This window comes from Desulfitobacterium elongatum, assembly GCF_055378975.1.
Window position 1 is genome coordinate 4,397,696 of sequence record NZ_AP038772.1, and the last position, 19,423, is coordinate 4,417,118.

A 19,423-nucleotide genomic window follows, 5' to 3' on the forward strand; every position below is an offset into this window, starting at 1 on the left:
GTCCTCTGTTTTTCAACCTTCACTAAACTTCCTATGATCTCCTCTTCCCATATCGACTTGGCAGCCCACGCTTTGAATCCGACGTTCGATACAGCCTCGACAATGTGCAGCCTCATCCCCTGTACATATCTTGTTTTCATAGAGCTCATATTTTGCTCGTACATTCGTAGGTGAAAGGTTAGGCATCACAACATTGGCCCCCGCTTTAAGGGCCTTCTCACGCCCGAGCGGATCGATCGTGCCCAAGGCAGTCGTCGAAGGTAACAGGGCTTCTGGCAAAATGAGCCGAGTCAGCGCTAACAAAACGAGGGTCTTCTCGACCGTTCCACCAGGATATTCTCCGAGCGGTGTCTTAGCATGAGGAATAAAGGGGCCGATTCCCACCATTTCCGGCTGAAGTTCCTGAAGAAAAAGCAGATCCTCGACCAAGTCCTCATTTCGTTGACCTGGCAACCCCACCATGAAGCCAGCTCCCACTTGATACCCGATCTCCTTCAACCACTTAAGACAGTTACGACGGTCGTTATAATCCATATCCGGATGCAACTGGCGATAGAGTCTCTCTGAAGCCGTTTCGTGACGTAGAAGATACCGCTCTGCTCCCGCATTATAGAGTCTTTGATAACTTTCAAAGCTTCTTTCCCCGATAGACAGCGTAACTGCCGTATCCGGATAAGTACCCTTAATCCTACGAATGAGTTCTTCTAATACTTCGTCCGTATAGAAGAGGTCTTCTCCACTTTGCAATACGAACGTACGGTAGCCTAAAGAATATCCCTCGGCGCAACACTCCAAAATGTCTTCAAGACTTAAACGGTACCGATCAACCTCTTTATTGTCCCTTCGGATTCCACAGTACGCGCAATTCCTTCTGCAGTAATTTGAAAACTCTATGAGTCCCCTCATAAACACTTTATTACCGTAGTTCGCTTCACGAGTTTGCTGGGCATACTTGAAGAGAAGCTCTTGATTACCTGGATCCAAATGATTGAGTACCAAGAGGAGCTCTTCCCCTTCAGCTTGATGAAAGCGAAATAACTTTTCTAAAATTGATCGGATAATAAGTTCTTTCTCCATTCTTTTTCCTTCCTAGTGTTTCCTTCATTTTTATTATAACACTCTAGATACTTTACGCACTTTCGAGATGCACTATATTTCACTATGTAACTTATTTTGATTTATAGTGACGATAAAGTCAATATCCAATCGACACTCTCCTGCAAGTCGTGCAAATCAGGCAAGTGAGTCAAATCAGGCAAATCTCGCTATTTTCTACCAAAATTGTAAAGTATCGAGGTTTTTTTCAGCTTAAGGGCATACTAATCCTTGATACAAGGAGGATAATTATGACTAAGTTGACGTATGAGGAAATTTTCGGCCGACTCGTAAAAGCCTCTTATCAAGGAAATCTCCAAGCAGAAATCGATTCTCTCGAATCCACAGGTGACGAACACACAAAACAGTATATCCACTATGCCTTGGGCAAGGGGGACCCGGATAAGGTCGTATTCCAAGTCAAAGAGTGTAACAGTGGATCTAAAGATGTAGAGCACAACTGTGAGGCAGGTTGTCTATTTAATGCTATTGTTCGTGATATGGAAGGCAAGGTTGTCATCCAGGATCGTAACTGTACACATTGTGGGCATTGTATTGATACTTGCTCCCTGGATAGCTTAGTGGATAAGAAAGAATTTATTCCTCTCGTCGAGCTATTGAAATCAAGGGAGGTTCCGGTTTTTGCGATTGTTGCTCCTGCCATTGCCGGGCAATTTGGCCCAAACGTGAGCATGGGACAACTGCGCGCAGCCTTTAAACACCTTGGCTTTTACGGAATGATCGAAGTAGCCCTATTTGCCGATGTCTTAAGTCTCAAGGAAGCCCTCGAATTTGATAAGCATGTTCTAACTGACCAAGACTTTGTTCTAACCAGTTGTTGCTGCCCCATTTGGGTGGGTATGGTTAAACGAGTGTATGATACCCTCGTGTCCCATATTTCACCTTCCGTCTCTCCGATGGTTGCCTGCGGACGCGGAGTTAAACGCCTCCATCCTGGAGCAAAGGTCGTATTTGTTGGCCCCTGCATCGCCAAAAAGGCCGAAGCGAAGGAACCAGATATTCGCGACGCTGTTGATGCCGTTTTAACCTTTCACGAGCTTAAGCAAATCTTCGAGGCGACGGATATCGATCCGTCTCAAATGGAAGATATCCCGAGTGAGCATTCATCAACCAGTGGTCGGATCTATGCTCGAACAGGAGGGGTATCCCAATCCATTTCTGATACCTTGAATCGATTGAGACCTGAAAAGCCTGTCAAAATCAAGGCCATCCAGGCCGATGGGACCAAAGAATGCAAAGAGCTCCTACGCGCCATAACAAGCAACGATATCCAAGCAAACTTCTATGAAGGGATGGGTTGCATTGGAGGGTGTGTCGGAGGGCCAAAGGCTTTGCTTGAGATCGAGGTCGGAACAGCACGAGTGAATGAATACGGTCTCGAGGCACATGCTCCAACCCCTGCAGATAATCAGCATGTCCTAGAGTTGCTGACCCAACTGGGAATCGCTAATGTCGATGAATTGCTTAAGGGAGAGTCAGCGAAAATCTTTCAGAGACAGTTTTAAAGACATATAACCACAAACTATTGAAATGGAGGCAAAAATGATGGAAACCAAAATGGTGAACAAGAAAATGACCCTACTTATGTTTAGTGGTGAATATGATAAGGCTCTGGCTGGTCTTATTCTCGCAAATTCGGCCCGAGAAATGGGTCTCGATGTCACGATATTCTTCGCCTTTTGGGGACTCACGCTGGTGCGGGATCCAGGCAAAATGACGATGGAGGATAAATCCTTATTTGAGCAGATGTTTGGGCTTATGACACCTCAAGGGGTGGAAGACTTGCCCCTATCGCGGATGAATATGGCCGGACTTGGCAAGGCGATGCTCAAGGAAATGATGGAGGATGACAAAACCCCTACTCTCACAGACTTCTTAAATGGTGCAAGAAAAAAGGGTGTCAAATTCTATGGATGTAAATTATCTGTCGATGTTATGGGTTTTAAAGAAGAAGAATTTATACCCGAATTAGAGATCATAACTGCCACAGAGTATCTCCAGGATGCTCTCGAATCCCAGATTCAATTATTTATCTGAGTAGGAATACTCGATGAATTGGAAGCTAGATCTAATGTAGACCCATGCATGAAAAGCTTAGCATATAATAAAAGAATCCCCACGTCTGGGGATTCTTCTTGCGCAAGTCTAGAAGAGAAAGCGTCTAGATTTTATGGACTAGATTGCTTTACTTCCTGACTCTTACAAAAAAGTAACACGTGGCATGTCCAAAGTCAATGATTTCAACAAATATAGACATTAAATTAAGAAAAAAATTCTCAAAATGAGCATTAAAACAGCGATTTACAGAATTAAAATTTCTAGGAAAAAGAATTAAGGATTACCTTGGAGAGTGGAAAATATCTCTATTAAATCAAAAGCACCGCAATCACTTGCGGTGCTTCATTACCTTGTGGAGCCGATGGTCGGAATCGAACCGACGACCTGCTCATTACGAGTGAGCTGCTCTACCTCTGAGCCACATCGGCATTTTTTTACCGAATGTCATTCTACCCCATTTTTGAAGGAAAGTCAACTGCACCAAAAAATAAAACCCCCTGCCACTTCTGACAGGGGAACTGAAGAAAGTATATCTTCAAAGGAGGGAAAGAGAAAAAGGTATAGGATTAGTGTAGAAGATAAAAGTGAGCAATCTGTTTCGAGACTGTGAAATATCTGTGAAAAGAAAAATCATTTTTCCATTTTGTGCCAATTACTAAGGACGATACATATCATGTACTATCTAAAGGAAAAGGAGGATACGCAGATGGCATTTGGTGCTGGTGGTGTTGATTGTTGTGGCAAAGGAGTAGGCACAGGAATTGCGATTGTTGTAGTTATCATTCTTCTGCTTATCGCACTGGGAATCGTATTCTAAAAGAAATTTGCTTTAATACGAAAGGAGGAACTTGATTTGTACGGAATGGGAATGGGAATGGGTTATGGCGGCGCATGTTGCCCTCCAGTAGTTACGGGTGGAGGAGTCGGTGTTGGTGTAGCTATTATTGCGATTGCGATTCTGATTCTTATTGCTTTGGGCATAATCTTCTAAATCGACGTGCTCTAGTTAAGAGCTGGGCTCTACTGCCTAGCTCTTAACTTTCTGATTAGCTTATGTTTTATTCCGAGGAAGTGAGGTGCTTTAATGTATTATTCAGATTATCACGTTCATTCCTATTTGACACGCACTTCCTACGCAAACGGGCATATCCACTGTCTAAGTGGGCTGACAGGCCCTACAATCCCTTGGGGAGGCTCTCATGTTCATTATTATAATGGCGTAACAACTTTCGATAATGGTCATGTCCACTGTTACAGAGGATGTACAGGTCCGAGTATACCTTGCCCTGGCGGAGGACACATTCATTGCATGAACGGATGTACTACAGTAGCTGACTATCATTCACATTTCTATGGAACTCTTACAGGTAATGAGGAAACCTCCATGTTATTTAAGAATAAGGCAATCTAACTGAAAGCCCCGGCATGCCGGGGACTCTCAGTTCTACCTTCCTAATCTGGCCGTTCTGCTCGACTTAGTCCTTACCCTAAGAATCCTTCCCAAAAGACCGACAAACCCATCGATTTCCTCCTGTGTATTGTATAGCCCAAAGCTTGCTCTTACCATTCCTGGATGGGGTAAGGACGGATTCGCGATATATCCTTCCATATCACGTTTTGGAATATGGAGGAGACGCTGGACATAAGGCTGTGCGCAAAAGCATCCGCTCCGAACTGCAATCCCACCTTCAAGGGATAACATCTCTGCTACATCCTCATGATGCATCCCTTCAATGTTAAAAGGGATCACGCTGATACGTTGGGAGGCTTGATGGCTGTTCATAGGAACGCCTCCATAAAGCGTTAACCCCTCCATTCCTTGAAGCCTTGCATAGGCATACTCTACCAAGCTTTCCTCATGGCTCTGAACCTTCTTCATACCTATGTTGGACAGTGTCTTTATAGCTGCTACTAAGGCGACTACTCCCATGACATTCGGGGTTCCCGCTTCTTCCTTATGTGGGGGTGCATCCCAAATCACGCGATCTGAAGTGACCATACGGACAGTTCCCCCACCGGAGTATTCCGGAGAGCCCTGTTCAAAAACATCTCTAGGACCGATGAGAACCCCCGTTCCGAAGGGCGCATACATCTTATGGGCGGAGAAGGTAAGAAAATCGATATGTTCTGGTAAGTGGGCGGGGCGCATATCTACCGGGGCATGGGGCACTAACTGTGCTCCATCGACACATATCTTTGCCCCATAGCGGTGTGCCAGTTCCGCGATTTTATAGATCGGATTCCTATGTCCTGTGACATTTGACGCACCTGTTACGGTAACCAATTTAACGGCTCCTTGATACCGTTCGAGCTTTACCTGCAGATCCTCCAGCCTTAACCGACCCTGTTCATCGATATCTACGTAATCAACCGAGTACTTATCACGCCAAGGAAGAAGGTTCGAGTGATGCTCCATCCAGGTCGTCAATACGACCTCTCTTCTGTTTTTATTCAAAAGACGGTAGGAAAGCTTATTAAGCCCTTCTGACGTGTTCTTTAGAAAAACTACCCCATCTGTTCGTGGGTCTGCTCCCACGAACTTCATAACCTCATTACGCGCTTGCTCATAGACCTGAGAGGAGATCACGGACTTATATCCCGCCCCTCGGTGAATTGAAGAATATTGCGGTGCGAATCGAACGATTTCCTCCATTACAGAGAGAAAGGGGGGTGTCGTTGCCGCGTTATCAAAGTTTATCCCTACCGTTGAGCCTCCTAGTGCTATAGGAACGTGGGTATCCAAACCCACAAATAAACTTCGATAATTGGCCCGGTTCTTCAAAGGGAAAAAACGAAAGTTCATCTTCTAGCCTCCTTAGATCACCTTTTACTCTGCATTATATGAACTCCGTTCGAATCGGGTCATCGTCCAGTAAGAGTGCAGGAAATTTATGAGGATATAGCGAATTATTTCAAAGTGCAAATATTCAGAAGGACAAGAAATGTGAGGTGAACCGTTTGCAACGTAAAGACAATATCATCATGTGGGGTGTTTTCTGTTTCGGATTTATTGGAAGCTACATGGTGCTTCTGCAGCAAAGTGAAAGTATTGCTAATAATGCCTATCTCATTAGTGCTTTCATCGCGCTTAGCCTAATGTTTATAGCTGACCGTATCTTGAAGAATCACAAAACCTCTAAGGATAAGAATTCTGGTCCTCAAAAGAAATCCAGGTCGAAAAAAGCTTCTGGTAAACAAAATATGAAAATAGCTAAAGAGAAAACAGATAGAGTCGTTTCAGTGAAACACAGTAAAAGCCATGCCTCAAAAGGGAAAAAGAAGAAGTAAGTATTTTCCTATCTAACATAAAATTGTTCCTTGATATTCGACACGTTACATGATATTTTGACATAGTCAGGAGAATACCGCAAAAAACCTGACATTGCGCTATAAATCCCTGGACGCAGGAATTTGTACCAAGTCACTTCGTTACCCAAAAACGACAAGCGGAGTTAAGCATATGTCTTAGCTCCGCTTGTCGTTTTATTTCTAGTTTCTATCTCCTATGGGAGATTTTTTTTATTCTATACGATTTTATTTCGAATTTGGGGTAAACTACTTTGTCAAGGGGGAGTTTTCTGTGCTAAGACGTCGTGAATTCCTCAAACTTGTCGTCAAAGGAGCTATCTTAGGCAATTTCATTGAGCTAGTTACCCCACCTCTTGAGCGAGCTGTCGCTCAAGGAGAGGTGAGAAGACTCCCCGTCATTATGATCGAAACGGGGACCTGTACGGGTGATAGTATTTCTTTGGATAATATCTGGACCCCCACTTTCTCAGATATCCTCAATAATATCGCAGATTGGCGCTATGATTTGACCATGATGCAATCGCAAGGTGAACCTGCCTATCAGGTGCTTTTAGATACGTACGAAAAAATGCCCCACGAATATGTCTTGATCGTTCAGGGATCAATGTTGCATCGAGATGGGGGACATTATAATCATGTGGGTATCGAGAATGGAAAGATGATTACAGGAATCGAACTTGTACGACGGCTCGGACTAAAGGCCAAATATGTGGTTGCGATTGGACATTGTGCGACCTATGGTGGACCAGTTGCAGGGTATCCTAATCCCACTCAAGCAACTGGCGTGCAAAATATATTGCCTGAACGGCGTGTAATCAATGTGTCTGGTTGCCCTGCCCACCCCGATTGGATTATGGGAACCCTTCTCCATCTTGCACTCTATGGGGAGCCGGAGCTTGAGAAGTTCGGCCGTCCTAAGATGTTCTATGGCGAAACCATTCACAATAATTGCCCCCGTCGTCGTTATTACGACCAAGGAATCTTCGCCACGAATATTGGTCAAAAAGAATGCCTTTATCGTGTGGGTTGTAAAGGCCCGGTCACCTATGCAGACTGTCCCATCCGACGTTGGAACGATCGGTATAATTGGCCAATTGGCTGCAATTCCCCTTGTATCGGCTGCACTGAGCCAGGGTACCCAGACCTAATGGAGCCCTTCACTACTCATGCTCCAGATATCCCTTTTCCTGGAGGAAGCAGAGCTTCTACAGATCGGATCGGTCTAGGTGTGATGGGTTTAGCAATGCTAGGTATCGGTGGCCATTTTCTGACCTCCCTCTATAATGGGCGGCTCCATAAAAATCTCGTGAAATCCTCAGTCAAGGGTAAGCATAGGCCAGCGATACGAAAAGTAAAATCCTTCCGTCAGTACCACCTCAAAACGTTTCAAATTCGTCGTAAGCCTGATTAGTTATAAACAGGTGAAGAAACGCTCTCTGCACAATGCGCTTCCAAGGAGTGAGCTAACTGGAAAAGAAGATTATCTACCCCGTTACCCGAATTCATAACCCAATGCTTGTCGAGGCTTGGCTAGAAGATGGAGTTATCAAAGAGGCCTTTATCGCCGATACCCTTTACCGAGGATTCGAACAAATCCTTGAAGGTCGTCCTGCAGTGGACATGCCCTACTATACCCAGCGAATCTGTGGCATTTGCTCCTCTGCCCATGGAATTGCTGCGGCGTTAGCCGTAGAACAGGCCCTTGGGATGCACGTCCCCCCTAACGGACAGTTTCTTCGCAACTTGATTCTTGCTGGCGACTTTATCCAGAATCACCTCCGACATTTTTATCTTATGTGCATGCCTGATTACTTTCGCGGTCCGGATATCGCACCGTTTATCCCTCATCTCGAAGGAGATATCCGACTTTCTAAAAAGGAAGACGAAGAGATGACTGCTCACTACTTTCAGGCAATAGAAATCTCACGAGACGCTCATGCCGCCTTTGGTGTCTTCGGCGGAAAAGCGCCCCATGGCCACGGAATCGTCGCCGGTGGATGTACGATGAATATCGATGCTGATAAGATCAACCGTTATCGAGGTTACCTTATAAAAATTATAGAATTTATCGATAAAGTAATGCTTCCCGATGCCGAACTTCTCGTGGAGCGCTATCCAGACTATGTCGATTTAGGGAAGGGGAATGGTAATTTCCTCTCTGTAGGTGGATTCAGCAATCCGGATGGGAGTACTTTATATTCTCATGGCCTCTCTCTCCAGGGAAAACGCCAGCCCTTTGATGAGCACCTCATCACGGAAGAGGTCACAACGGCTTGGTATAAGCAAACGGGGCCGATCCACCCCCATGAAGAAAAAACTGAACCTGACCGTAGTCAACCTAAAGGCTATACCTGGGTTAAAGCCCCACGCTACCAAGGTCAAGCGGTAGAAGTAGGACCTCTTGCTCGTGCCGTAATTGCCAAGGAAAAAATCATTGGCTATGGGGCAGTTGCCCGCCTCTGGTCCCGTGCTCAAGAAACAAAACAAATCGCAGAAGCCGCTGAGCTCTGGCTCAATCGGCTTGAGCCGGGAGCCGAAACTCTCGATACTCGAATGGAGCAAGATTCTGGCATGGGAATCGGTTTTTTTGAAGCGATGCGCGGTTCTCTCGGGCATTGGGTTCGAATCGAAAAGGGACGGGTCAAGAACTATCAGATTATTACCCCCTCAGCCTTTAACTTTAGTTCCCGTGATGAAGCAGGTACGCGAGGAGTTGGCGAGATATCGATCATCGGTCTTAAAATCAAGAATCCTGAACTGAAAGAAGCGGGACGAATCATCCGTTCCTTCGACCCTTGTTTTTCATGTAGTGTTCATCTAGTTGACGGAGAGGATCTTCACTCTCTCGATATTCGCATCTGATCTCAGCATAGATTATCGTTGGGAATGAGCTGCCGTGCGGAGGTATAGCCAAAATGAAGCAGACATCAAAACAATCCGTTCAAGCCTCAAAATCACTTCTAACAAAGTGTCAACCTAAGTGTCAATCCCAACTTCGCAGACCTGTTGCAAAACAGCTTCAAAAGGCTAAATTAACCCAGAAAATGGTTCTGACCCAACCAGCTGCAGTGCGCATCTTCCATTGGGGATTTGCCTTCTCTTTATCCGGTCTCATTCTTACAGGGGTAGAGCTCCATAAACCTCTTCCCTTTCTGTCCTTACCCTTCAGCAAAGTTTTCGTTGCCCACTCCGTTTTTGCGTGGCTTGCCCTGAGTTTCTTCGCCATGCGCCTTGTGGATATGCTCCTCCGCAAAGATACCTCTCTCCTTCCCACTTGGAAAGATATAAAGAGCTTTCCTCGCCTCCTAGCTTATCACCTATTTCTTCGCTCAACTCTGCCCCCAGGTGGGAAATATAATAGCGGACAAAAACTCATTTTCTCTTCATGGCTTGTCCTATTTGCCTTTGTCGCCTTTATTTCTATGTCTTCTTACTGGGCGGGTGAGCACTTAGATTGGGTTCCTCGTCTCTTAGGTGGATTTCAGGTTCTACGCTGGATCAAGTTTATCAGCCTTATTTATTTTAGCTCGACGATTCTCCTCCATATCCATCTATCCTTGACCGAGGACATGAGCCGTCTCCAAGCCATGCTTAGTGGGTATGAACAGAAAAAAACAAATGAATAGGATCTGGACCCCCACAAAACAATAAGTCCCTTCGTAAAGGAACTTATAGTGGGTCTTTGTGTAATTTTCAAGATTTGAGATAAATTTGATCATTAATTCCACTCTAGTAATACAGTACGTAGAATCTTTCCTGAGCGAGTCATCGGTAACTTTTCACGGATTTTTACACATATCGCACAACCTAAAGAAAACTGTTGACGAACATATTCGCTGACTTGATTGCCGAACCGATGGTATTCCTCCTCGCTCTCCAAGCCTTCCTCTAAGGCAAGATACACGCTTAAGGTCTGACTTTGCACGAAATCATGCTGAGCAATGACCCCTGCTTCAAGGACCCTTGGATACTCTAGTAAGACTGACTCAACCTGATAGTAGCTAATATACGTTTGACCGGTGTGAAACCCATCCCATTGACTTCCATCAACCCTTTCTGGCTGGTGTAACGAAGCGAAACAATTTCCCATCTCTAACCCCCCTTAGCAGATGGACAGGCCTAATAGTATATCTCTCTTTCTGATTACTATTATAGTACAGTGCTTCCATTGTTCCGTTGTTTTAGCCCTGAATTGCCTGAAATTTCACCCGAACGGTTGCTTTTCATTTCTGAAGGGCGTCCTTGATTTACCATTAACACGGTAAATTGCACTAAAAATTTCCGTGTATAAAATGATACCTTTTGCGTTCATATTGGGTATAATGGAATGTAGAGTTCGAAACTGAAAGGGAAGATGCATCTTGCCATTACATATTCATTTTGTGGGAGTTAAAGGAACTGGAATGAGTGCTTTGGCACAAGTCAGTTCTCAGGTAGAAGGTGCGATAATTACAGGGTCTGATGTTTCAGAACGGTTCTTTACCGATGCTGTTCTTGAACGAGCCAATATTCCAGTCCTTAACTTTTCTGCTGATAATGTAGAGAAGGCAGACTTAATCGTTGCCTCTGCAGCTTACTCTGAAGACCATGCTGAAATCGCCCGCGCACGGGAGTTAAATATTCCGGTCTTATCCTATCCTCAGTATCTAGGCAGACTAATGTCAAAGAAACGGGGAATTGCTGTCTCTGGGACTCATGGTAAGACGACCACAACGGCGATGATCGGCCTGACCCTCCTCCAATCCGGAGTTGACCCGACCATAGTCTGCGGGAGCGACGTACCTAGTATTGGGGGAAATGCTTATTCGGGAAATGGCGATTTCTTTCTCGCTGAATCCTGCGAATATCGTCGGCACTTCTTGAACTACTCCCCTGAATACCTCATCATCACAAATATCGAGTTTGATCACCCGGATTATTTCAAAGATCTCGAAGATGTTATTTTTGCCTTTACAGAATTAGCGCAAAAAATTCCTCCCAACGGTAAAATCTTCATCTGGGCTGAGGACCCCAACCGGAAATTCATCCAAAGCAATGCTCCTTTTGTTACCTTCGGTTTAAGTGAAGAAGCAGATATTCGTGCCACAGACATCCAATTCCATGATGAAGGTAGCTCTATGAAAATCCTTGTCCATGGAAATTACATTGGAGATCTTCATCTCCATGTGAGTGGAAAGCATAACATTCTTAATGCTCTTGCGAGTATCGCACTTTCCTTGGAGATTGGAGTACCCGCCGAAAAAGTATTAGAAGCTCTAGGTCAATTCAATGGAACCAAACGTCGCTTCGAGCACATTGGAGTCAATGGTGGCGCACTCATCGTGGATGACTATGCACATCACCCTACAGAAATTCGTTCTACCTTAGAAGGTGCAAGACTCTCCTACCCTAACCGCCGAATAAGGGCTGTATTCCAACCACATACCTTTAGCCGTACAGAAAAGCTACTCGAGGAATTCTCTCAGGCCTTCCAATCAGCAGATGAAGTCGTGATTGCTGAGATTTTCGCTTCAGCTCGTGAAAAGGATCTGAATACGATCTCCTCCGCTTCTCTCGCCGACCTTATTCAGAAGCAAGGAATAAATGTTCACTATATCCATACCCTCGACGAAATCAAAACCTATCTCGCTCAAACCCTAGCCCCTGAGGATCTGGTCTTAACCTTAGGTGCTGGAGATATCTACAAAGTCGGACAGGGATTAGTCTGCTAAATGAATTCTACTTAATTTAGTCCGCAAAGAATTAATAATTGAGAAGCCCTCCAAGAGAAACTGAACTGAACTCTGTTCAAGCTTTCTTGAAGGGCTTCTTTTAAATGCACTTGAATGTGATGCAAATCAACGATTGTATAGTAGATTATGATAAACTTAACACATTAGATAGGTAATATATTTAATCCGCTTTTTTACTACATACAACTAATAAGCTTTTCGAGATGAGGTGTTTTAGGATGCCCAAATCCCCTCGAGTCGACCGTGAAAAGGCAACCGTTGAAGTTATGATTAAGTTATACTGTAAACAACAACATAAGCCCTCACAGGCGCTTTGCCCAGACTGCCAAGAATTACTTACGTATGCTCACAAACGCGTGGAGCAGTGTAAATTTGGTAAAAAGAAGACAGTGTGCGGGGATTGTCCGGTACACTGTTATAAAAAAGAGATGAGGGAGAAAATTCAGGGGGTAATGCGTTACTCTGGCCCCCAAATGCTTCTCTATCATCCCCTTATGGCCTTTCAACACCTCATTGATAGAAGGAAAAAGAAATAAGGTAATAGCTAGACTACCTACGATTTCCTGCCGAGCAAGCCTGTGGTCTTAGCAATTCCGAGATTTTCTGTATCTCAGTTAAGATCTCTGGCCAATTCTGACACCGGATAACTCCCTGAGGTAGTTTTCCTTGATTATAGCTGGCATCAAGTAAAAGCACCGGTATTCCATGCTCTGAAATTGCTTTAGCATTACCCATATAGTCTTCAATGAAGAGCTCGAGGTTCCACTCCTTTACAAAGTCCACCTTACTTTTATGGCCGGAAAACAGAACCTGCTCATAAGGGATACTACTTTTCTCCATCCAACGCAAGGTAAACTCCTCTTCTTCCTGAGAGCGGGCCGTAACATAAATCACCTCATGCCCATCTTGAAGCAAGCTCTCGATTCCCTTCTTTGCACCTTTCATAGGGTGAGGTATATCAAACAATCGCTCGACATTCTGGACGAAGAAATTATTCATATCATCACAAGGGACATCAAATACAAGATGCATCTCATAATCTTTGAGGACTGTTATATTCTTACCGAAATACTGATTCAGCTCACCTAACCAGGCGGGATAACTATCTGATACCACACCGTCAATGTCTACTCCGATACGCAATATCTCTCTCCCTCTCCTTACATCTCATCTAATGATTAGTCTATACGTAAAATAAGGTTTCCGTACCTTACTCATTATATTCTCGACCAGACAATAAATTCTCCAAAATAGCGAGGGGCAACCGCCCCTCGCTATTTTACTACTAAAAAGCTTATAAGTATAACTAAAAGAGACCTGAAAGCGTAGCTTCTCGCACAGGAGTGAACGATTTGCGTGGAGGTGCGTTAAGGCGAACAAGCTTCAGGGGGGATAGCGGCGCCACCTGGTTCACATGCAGTAAGCAAAAGGGTTTGGCAACGAAAGTGTCCAGTGGACATTTTCGCCCGAGGCGGCATTCCAGAAAATGATACTCATCCGCTGAAGGTGCTCCCCCGGAAGCGAGTGAGTAAGCCCTGGAGCGCTAAGTGAACGGATGTGCGAGAAGCTACACGACCCCTTCTTTTAGGTTTTTACAACTTCTTAAGCTTTGGAAGTTCAAGCCCTGGAGGAAGCTGCCGTTTATGCTCACTCTGACGATGCATCTTTTCAATTTTTGCAACGATATCCTCTGGAATCTCTTCTCCAATAAGATACCGATCGATCAAATCATAGGTAATTCCCATTTCCTGTTCATCCGTCTGCCCCGGCCATAATCCCGCTGTAGGAACACGATTCACAATCGATTCAGGTAGTCCTAATTGAGCTGCCCAAGCACGCACTTCCGATTTGGTGAGAGACGTAATCGGGAGAACATCGACTCCCCCATCTCCATATTTCGTAAAGTATCCCGTGTAACTCTCTGGAGCATTATCCGTTCCAACAACAAGATAATTGAGAGCATTCGCAACCGTATATAACGTTGACATACGCAGTCGCGCTTTTAGATTCCCTTGACTTAATCGCTCTTCCAAAGAATATCCTTGCGTGTGAAGTGCATCTTTTACAGATTTCAGAATTTCCTGATGAGGTTCCGTCAAATCAACTTCAACCACTTTTAGCGACAAGGTCTTCGCGATGAGCAGCGCATCCTCACGATCCACTGGATTAGAGTTTGAAGGCATAATAACCCCCACTGAATGTTCCGGGAAAGCTCGTTTACATAGCCCCGCGACGACTGCTGAATCCACTCCACCTGACACTCCGACGACGAGCCCTTGAGACCGGGCAGATTTTACTCGTTCCTGCAGCCACTCTACTGCGAGATTAATTCGCTGTTCCAGTTCCTCTTTAGTCCACATTTTTTTCAACAACCCCCTTATTGGTAGCCCACCTTTACGGCAGAGCTTGCTTTTTCATTACTTTTTGGTGACTTCCTGAACTTGTTCACTTATCTTATGAAGCAAATCTTGCCTGAGTCCGTAGAGTTTCGGAGACAAATCCACAATATAGCGGTGAGGATTCACTAAACGTTTCACTTCATCCCACAAGGTATCACATTCTTTCTGCGCATAAGTCTGGATATCCTTGAGCTCTGGAAGCTCATAAACCCGTTTCCCACTTCGAAAAACAGGCACAAGTAGTTCGCGGGTCTTAAAGTTCGTAAGCGTTTTGCGTTTCCACGTCTGAATCGGGTCAAATATCGTTAACGGCTCCTTAAATTGTTCCTCATCTAAAGCAATTAAATCGGCCATCGCTTTCCCCTGTGGGTCATAAAAGCGGACAATCTTCTTAATTCCAGGGTTCGTTATCTTCGCGATATTCTCTGAGACTTTGAGGCGTGGTTCAAAAACCCCATCCATCCCTTCAGCGGACAATTTGTAAACCCCACCTAAGGCAGGTGTATCCTTTGACGTAATCAAATTCGTCCCGACTCCCCAGGAATCAATCGAAGCCCCTTGGGTGCGAATCGCGGATATCGTATGTTCATCTAAGTCATTAGAGCCTACAATCTGAGCATGTTTTAATCCAGCAGCATCTAACATCGTTCGTGCTTCCCGAGAGAGATAGGATAAATCGCCACTATCGATCCGAATTCCGAGAAAACGATGTCCCTCAGCTTCTAGCTCAAGTCCGACTTTAATTGCGTTGGGGACCCCGGATTTGAGGACATTGTAGGTATCGACAAGAAGTAAACACTGGTCGGGGAACGTTCGAGCATACGCTCGAAAAGCTTCTAATTCGCTTGGAAAGCATTGAATCCAGCTATGGGCCTGTGTTCCAGAGACAGGAATCCCAAATCGCTTCCCTGCAAGTACATTCGATGTCGATTTGCACCCTCCGATGAAGGCAGCACGGGAGCCTAAAATCCCTGCATCGGGTCCCTGTGCTCGACGCAGACCAAATTCCATCACATTTCCGCCACCTGTAGAGGCGACAATACGTGAGGCTTTCGTTGCGATTAAGGTCTCGAAATTAACGAGATTAAGAAGAGCCGTTTCAATCAGTTGTGCCTCAAAGATCCTTGCCTTCACACGAACTAACGGTTCATAAGGAAAAACCACAGTTCCCTCCGGGACTGCGTCGATATCTCCATTGAAACGGAAGTCTTTGAGTGCAGCTAAGAATTCCTCATCAAATAGCCCGAGACTTTTTAGGTATTCGAGATCTTCGGCCGAAAATTGAAGACTCTCGATATAATCCACGACTTGTTCTAACCCGGCTGCGATAGCATAGCCACCTTCATTCGGTATGATGCGGAAATATAAATCGAAGACAGCCTCTTTCTCCTCATAACGGTTGCGGAGGTACCCCTGCATCATGGTCAATTGATATAAATCGGTTAACAAAGCGATATCGTGCATACTGATCTCCTCCTTTCAAAACTTAAATTCCCCTCTGTCGAATTTTTCGTCGAATTCTTTTTCTAATTCTTGTCGAATTTTCGGCGACTCTTGTATATAATTCTTACTTCTCACAGCTTTATCCCCAGATTTGATTAATCTATCCCCGGTTATCCCCGTCTTTTTAAGACTTATTCTGTAGTTATCCACAAAGTTATCCACACTATACACAGGCTATTTATCATTTTTGTGTACAATAGGGCTTGTACCTATGATTTAGCAAAGATTTCCTTAATTAAGTACTACCCGGTAGGGGTAAAATTCCTCTATTGTCGAAAAAAGGAGCTTCAGTTTAGACTTATCCCCAGATCACTTCTTCGAGAGCTTTTTCTGTTAAATGAATCGCTTGTCCTACACTTTCCGGTGCCGGTCCCCCGGTAATATTCCGATGACGGACACAATATTCGATTCCGATGCTCTCAAAGAGATCTTCTTCGAAGACAGAGGAAAATTCCTGAAATTCCTTCAAAGTCAGATCCTCGAGACCGCATCCTCGTTTCGAACAAAAGAGGACGAGATGACCGACAATCTCATGAGCTTCCCGGAACGGCACAGACTTTTTCGCCAAATAATCAGCTAGATCTGTAGCATTCGTGAAGCCTCCTTTGGCTCCCTCCGCCATCGCACCTGGATTGACTTTCATGGTTCTGAGCATAGGTTCGACGACAAGTAGAGACTTCTGAATGGTATCCACCGCATCGAAGACCTGCTCTTTATCCTCTTGCATGTCCTTATTATACGCGAGAGGAAGTCCTTTCATCACGGTTAAGAGTGCCATGAGATCCCCATAGACCCGTCCTGTTTTACCGCGTACCAACTCTGCGACATCCGGGTTTTTCTTCTGCGGCATAATGCTCGATCCCGTGGAGTACCCATCATCCATTGTAACAAATTGGAACTCTCCAGTAGACCAAAGAACCAATTCCTCGCAAAGCCGACTTAGGTGCATCATCAAGATGGCTGCTGCACTAAGGAATTCCAGAGCGAAATCCCGATCGCTCACTCCATCGATAGAGTTCCAAGTCACTCCATCAAATCCGAGTTCCTCAGCGACCTTCTCACGATTTAACGGAAAAGTAGTGCCTGCGAGCGCTCCAGAACCTAGCGGAGAGCGGTTGAGACGTTTACGCGTATCCTTCAAGCGGTCTAAATCCCTCAGAAACATCTGAGAGTAGGCCATCATGTGATGAGCAAAGGTAATGGGTTGAGCTTTTTGCAGGTGGGTATAGCCAGGCATCCAGGTTTCTTGGTGCTCTTTTGCCAGCTTCAAAATGGTACGCAGCAAGGGCACGAGTAAATCTTTCGTATGATCAATCTCACCACGTAAAAAGAGACGAAGATCAAGAGCAACTTGGTCATTCCGACTTCGACCAGTATGAACTTTTTTCCCCACTGTGCCGACCCGCTCTGTAAGAAGCTTTTCGATATTCATGTGAATATCTTCTGCCCCTACTTCAAATTCGATCTTCCCAGCCTGAATATCGATTAAAATCTCACCGAGTCCTCCCATGATTTGCTCAGCTTCTGCTGGAGACAGCACACCAATCTCGCCTAACATTCGAGCATGAGCAATGCTTCCTTGTATATCCTGCTTGTACAAACGCTGATCAAAGGAAATCGAGGAATGGAAATCCTCGACGAGAGCATCTGTCGATTTCTCAAAACGGCCACCCCAAAGTTTCATCTATTATGCATCCTTTCTTCTTTCCCGTATGTAGATTCAATTTTTGCTTTAATGTAGGGAACCACAAAAGGGGTCTCTCCCTATTATTTCGCTACTTACACTGAAGGTTTAAATAAAAAACCGTGTTTCATGCCTTATTTTACTCTGCTGATGAGATTTGTTCAAATGCTTGAGCAGTTTACCTAAAGAATCCTCATTTAACAGGCTGGAGACATGCGAGAAAAGCGCCCTGCGGCGCTTTCTCTTTATCCTTCTATTATCTCAAACCTGATTTTTTCTCCATCAATGCTCTAACTTTGAGAGGTAGACCGAACAGGTTGATGAACCCTTCAGCATCCTTCTGGTTATAGACTCCATCTCGTCCAAAGGTCGCAAATTCTTCACTATAGAGGGAGTAAGGCGACTTGGTTCCCGCTAAGCTGCAATTTCCTTTATACAGTTTTAAGCGAACGGTTCCCGTAACATTCTGCTGAGTCACGTTCACAAAGGCGTCAAGGGCCTCGCGTAAGGGAGAATACCAAACTCCATCATAAACAAGTTCAGCATATTTTAAGGCGATTTGTTCCTTATAATGCAAGGTTAAGCGGTCCAGTGTGAGGTGTTCTAAGGCTTGATGAGCCGTATAAAGAATCGTTCCCCCTGGAGTCTCATAGACTCCGCGGGACTTCATTCCCACTAACCGATTCTCGACCATATCGACGATCCCAATTCCATGCTCTCCACCCACGGCATTCAGAGCTTCGAGGAGTTTGACTGGTCCGAGCTTTTCCCCATTTAAAGCCACGGGAGTTCCTTGTTCAAATTCCAGCTCGATATAAGCGGGTTCGTCTGGAGCGTCTTCTGGGGAAACTCCAAGAAGATAGAGATCCTTCTTGGGTTCATTCCAGGGATCCTCAAGATCTCCACCTTCATGGCTTAGATGCCAAAGGTTGCGATCCATGCTATACGGACGATCTTTTGTGACTGGAACCGGAATTCCTCTAGCGACCGCATAATCAATTGCATCTTCACGCGATTTGATATCCCATATACGCCAGGGAGCGATAATCTCGAGATCGGGGTTCAAGGCTTTAACGCTAAGCTCAAAACGAACTTGATCATTGCCCTTACCGGTTGCACCATGAGCAACAGCGACAGCCCCTTCTTGCTCAGCAATTTCCACCATCCGACGCGCAATTAATGGACGAGCGAAGGAGGTCCCTAAAAGATATTTTCCTTCATAGACTGCTCCCGCTTTTAAGGTCGGGAAGATAAAGTCAGTCACGAACTCCTCTTGTAAATTCTCGATATATAGTTTACTTGCTCCACTTTTAATTGCTTTTTCATTCAAGGGATCAAGTTCTTCTCCTTGACCGAGATCCGCAGCCATGGCAATAACTTCGTAACCATAGTTCTCTTTCAACCATGGGATAATGATTGAGGTATCTAAACCCCCTGAATACGCGAGGACAACCTTTTTCATTGGGATATCTTCCTTTCTAAAGTGAGTGAAAACTGACTTAAGTCAATAAAGACTACATCATCTTACGGTACTATAATTCTTTATAAATCGGGAAATTCCTCCTGGGAAGGTAGGTTTTCGCACATTTGAGCCTCAAAGGCGGAGCATTCCTATGAAGGCC

18 protein-coding genes and 1 tRNA gene are annotated in these 19,423 nt (G+C 44.9%); 10 read left to right on the plus strand and 9 right to left on the minus strand.

The genetic code is table 11. The features are described 5' to 3' along the window. Positions 1–12 precede the first annotated feature (12 nt). Positions 13–1,077, minus strand: a complete 1,065-nt coding sequence (hydE, locus tag ACZ42W_RS20685) for a [FeFe] hydrogenase H-cluster radical SAM maturase HydE (RefSeq protein ID WP_464167144.1) — start codon at positions 1,075–1,077, stop codon at positions 13–15. 269 nt (positions 1,078–1,346) lie between these two features. On the opposite strand from hydE, the gene ACZ42W_RS20690 reads away from it, so the two are divergent. Further along, positions 1,347–2,621 carry a [Fe-Fe] hydrogenase large subunit C-terminal domain-containing protein gene (locus tag ACZ42W_RS20690; RefSeq protein WP_464167145.1) on the plus strand — a complete coding sequence of 425 codons (1,275 nt, stop codon included), beginning with the start codon at positions 1,347–1,349 and terminating at the stop codon, positions 2,619–2,621. Between the two features lie 37 nt (positions 2,622–2,658). Beyond that, positions 2,659–3,153 (plus strand): DsrE/DsrF/DrsH-like family protein, encoded by a 495-nt coding sequence (locus ACZ42W_RS20695; RefSeq protein ID WP_464167146.1) that lies wholly within the window; start codon positions 2,659–2,661, stop codon positions 3,151–3,153. Between the two features lie 374 nt (positions 3,154–3,527). On the opposite strand, the gene ACZ42W_RS20700 is transcribed toward ACZ42W_RS20695, so the two are convergent. Next, positions 3,528–3,602: transfer RNA gene (locus ACZ42W_RS20700), tRNA-Thr, on the minus strand. Between the two features lie 425 nt (positions 3,603–4,027). Between ACZ42W_RS20700 and ACZ42W_RS20705 the strand changes: the two genes are divergently transcribed. Both ACZ42W_RS20705 and ACZ42W_RS20710 read left to right on the plus strand, forming a co-directional pair. Then, a complete protein-coding gene (locus ACZ42W_RS20705) occupies positions 4,028–4,165 on the plus strand; it encodes a hypothetical protein (protein WP_464167147.1) in 138 nt (45 codons plus the stop codon). 93 nt (positions 4,166–4,258) lie between these two features. After that, positions 4,259–4,585 (plus strand): YmaF family protein, encoded by a 327-nt coding sequence (locus ACZ42W_RS20710; RefSeq protein WP_464167148.1) that lies wholly within the window; start codon positions 4,259–4,261, stop codon positions 4,583–4,585. Between the two features lie 33 nt (positions 4,586–4,618). On the opposite strand, the gene ACZ42W_RS20715 is transcribed toward ACZ42W_RS20710, so the two are convergent. Further along, a complete protein-coding gene (locus tag ACZ42W_RS20715; RefSeq protein ID WP_464167149.1) occupies positions 4,619–5,977 on the minus strand; it encodes an aminotransferase class V-fold PLP-dependent enzyme in 1,359 nt (452 codons plus the stop codon). A 146-nt stretch (positions 5,978–6,123) separates the two neighbouring features. On the opposite strand from ACZ42W_RS20715, the gene ACZ42W_RS20720 reads away from it, so the two are divergent. From ACZ42W_RS20720 to ACZ42W_RS20735, 4 genes are all read left to right on the plus strand, one after another. Next, positions 6,124–6,462, plus strand: a complete 339-nt coding sequence (locus ACZ42W_RS20720) for a hypothetical protein (protein ID WP_464167150.1) — start codon at positions 6,124–6,126, stop codon at positions 6,460–6,462. 292 nt (positions 6,463–6,754) lie between these two features. Then, positions 6,755–7,894, plus strand: coding sequence for a hydrogenase small subunit (locus ACZ42W_RS20725; RefSeq protein ID WP_464167151.1), 1,140 nt, complete (start codon positions 6,755–6,757; stop codon positions 7,892–7,894). Between the two features lie 101 nt (positions 7,895–7,995). Beyond that, positions 7,996–9,345 carry a nickel-dependent hydrogenase large subunit gene (locus ACZ42W_RS20730; protein ID WP_464167152.1) on the plus strand — a complete coding sequence of 450 codons (1,350 nt, stop codon included), beginning with the start codon at positions 7,996–7,998 and terminating at the stop codon, positions 9,343–9,345. 53 nt (positions 9,346–9,398) lie between these two features. After that, the gene (locus tag ACZ42W_RS20735; RefSeq protein ID WP_464167153.1) at positions 9,399–10,109 is read left to right on the plus strand and encodes a cytochrome b/b6 domain-containing protein; all 711 of its coding nucleotides are present in this window, start codon (positions 9,399–9,401) and stop codon (positions 10,107–10,109) included. 92 nt (positions 10,110–10,201) lie between these two features. On the opposite strand, the gene ACZ42W_RS20740 is transcribed toward ACZ42W_RS20735, so the two are convergent. Then, positions 10,202–10,573: an AMP-binding enzyme gene (locus ACZ42W_RS20740; protein ID WP_464167154.1), complete on the minus strand. Its 372-nt coding sequence runs from the start codon at positions 10,571–10,573 to the stop codon at positions 10,202–10,204. A gap of 271 nt (positions 10,574–10,844) precedes the next feature. On the opposite strand from ACZ42W_RS20740, the gene murC reads away from it, so the two are divergent. After that, positions 10,845–12,194 carry a UDP-N-acetylmuramate--L-alanine ligase gene (murC, locus tag ACZ42W_RS20745; RefSeq protein WP_464167155.1) on the plus strand — a complete coding sequence of 450 codons (1,350 nt, stop codon included), beginning with the start codon at positions 10,845–10,847 and terminating at the stop codon, positions 12,192–12,194. A gap of 239 nt (positions 12,195–12,433) precedes the next feature. Further along, positions 12,434–12,751: a nitrous oxide-stimulated promoter family protein gene (locus tag ACZ42W_RS20750; protein WP_464167156.1), complete on the plus strand. Its 318-nt coding sequence runs from the start codon at positions 12,434–12,436 to the stop codon at positions 12,749–12,751. Between the two features lie 13 nt (positions 12,752–12,764). Here the strand turns inward: ACZ42W_RS20750 and ACZ42W_RS20755 are convergent, their stop codons facing one another. The 5 genes from ACZ42W_RS20755 to ACZ42W_RS20775 form a co-directional block, all read right to left on the minus strand. Then, the gene (locus ACZ42W_RS20755; RefSeq protein ID WP_464167157.1) at positions 12,765–13,358 is read right to left on the minus strand and encodes a 5' nucleotidase, NT5C type; all 594 of its coding nucleotides are present in this window, start codon (positions 13,356–13,358) and stop codon (positions 12,765–12,767) included. A 449-nt stretch (positions 13,359–13,807) separates the two neighbouring features. Continuing rightward, positions 13,808–14,575, minus strand: coding sequence for an NAD(+) synthase (gene nadE, locus ACZ42W_RS20760; RefSeq protein WP_464167158.1), 768 nt, complete (start codon positions 14,573–14,575; stop codon positions 13,808–13,810). 57 nt (positions 14,576–14,632) lie between these two features. Next, complete coding sequence (locus tag ACZ42W_RS20765; RefSeq protein ID WP_464167159.1) at positions 14,633–16,078, minus strand: nicotinate phosphoribosyltransferase; 1,446 nt, start codon at positions 16,076–16,078, stop codon at positions 14,633–14,635. A 337-nt stretch (positions 16,079–16,415) separates the two neighbouring features. Continuing rightward, positions 16,416–17,801, minus strand: coding sequence for an argininosuccinate lyase (gene argH, locus ACZ42W_RS20770; RefSeq protein ID WP_464167160.1), 1,386 nt, complete (start codon positions 17,799–17,801; stop codon positions 16,416–16,418). Between the two features lie 256 nt (positions 17,802–18,057). After that, a complete protein-coding gene (locus tag ACZ42W_RS20775; protein ID WP_464167161.1) occupies positions 18,058–19,263 on the minus strand; it encodes an argininosuccinate synthase in 1,206 nt (401 codons plus the stop codon). Positions 19,264–19,423 lie beyond the last annotated feature (160 nt).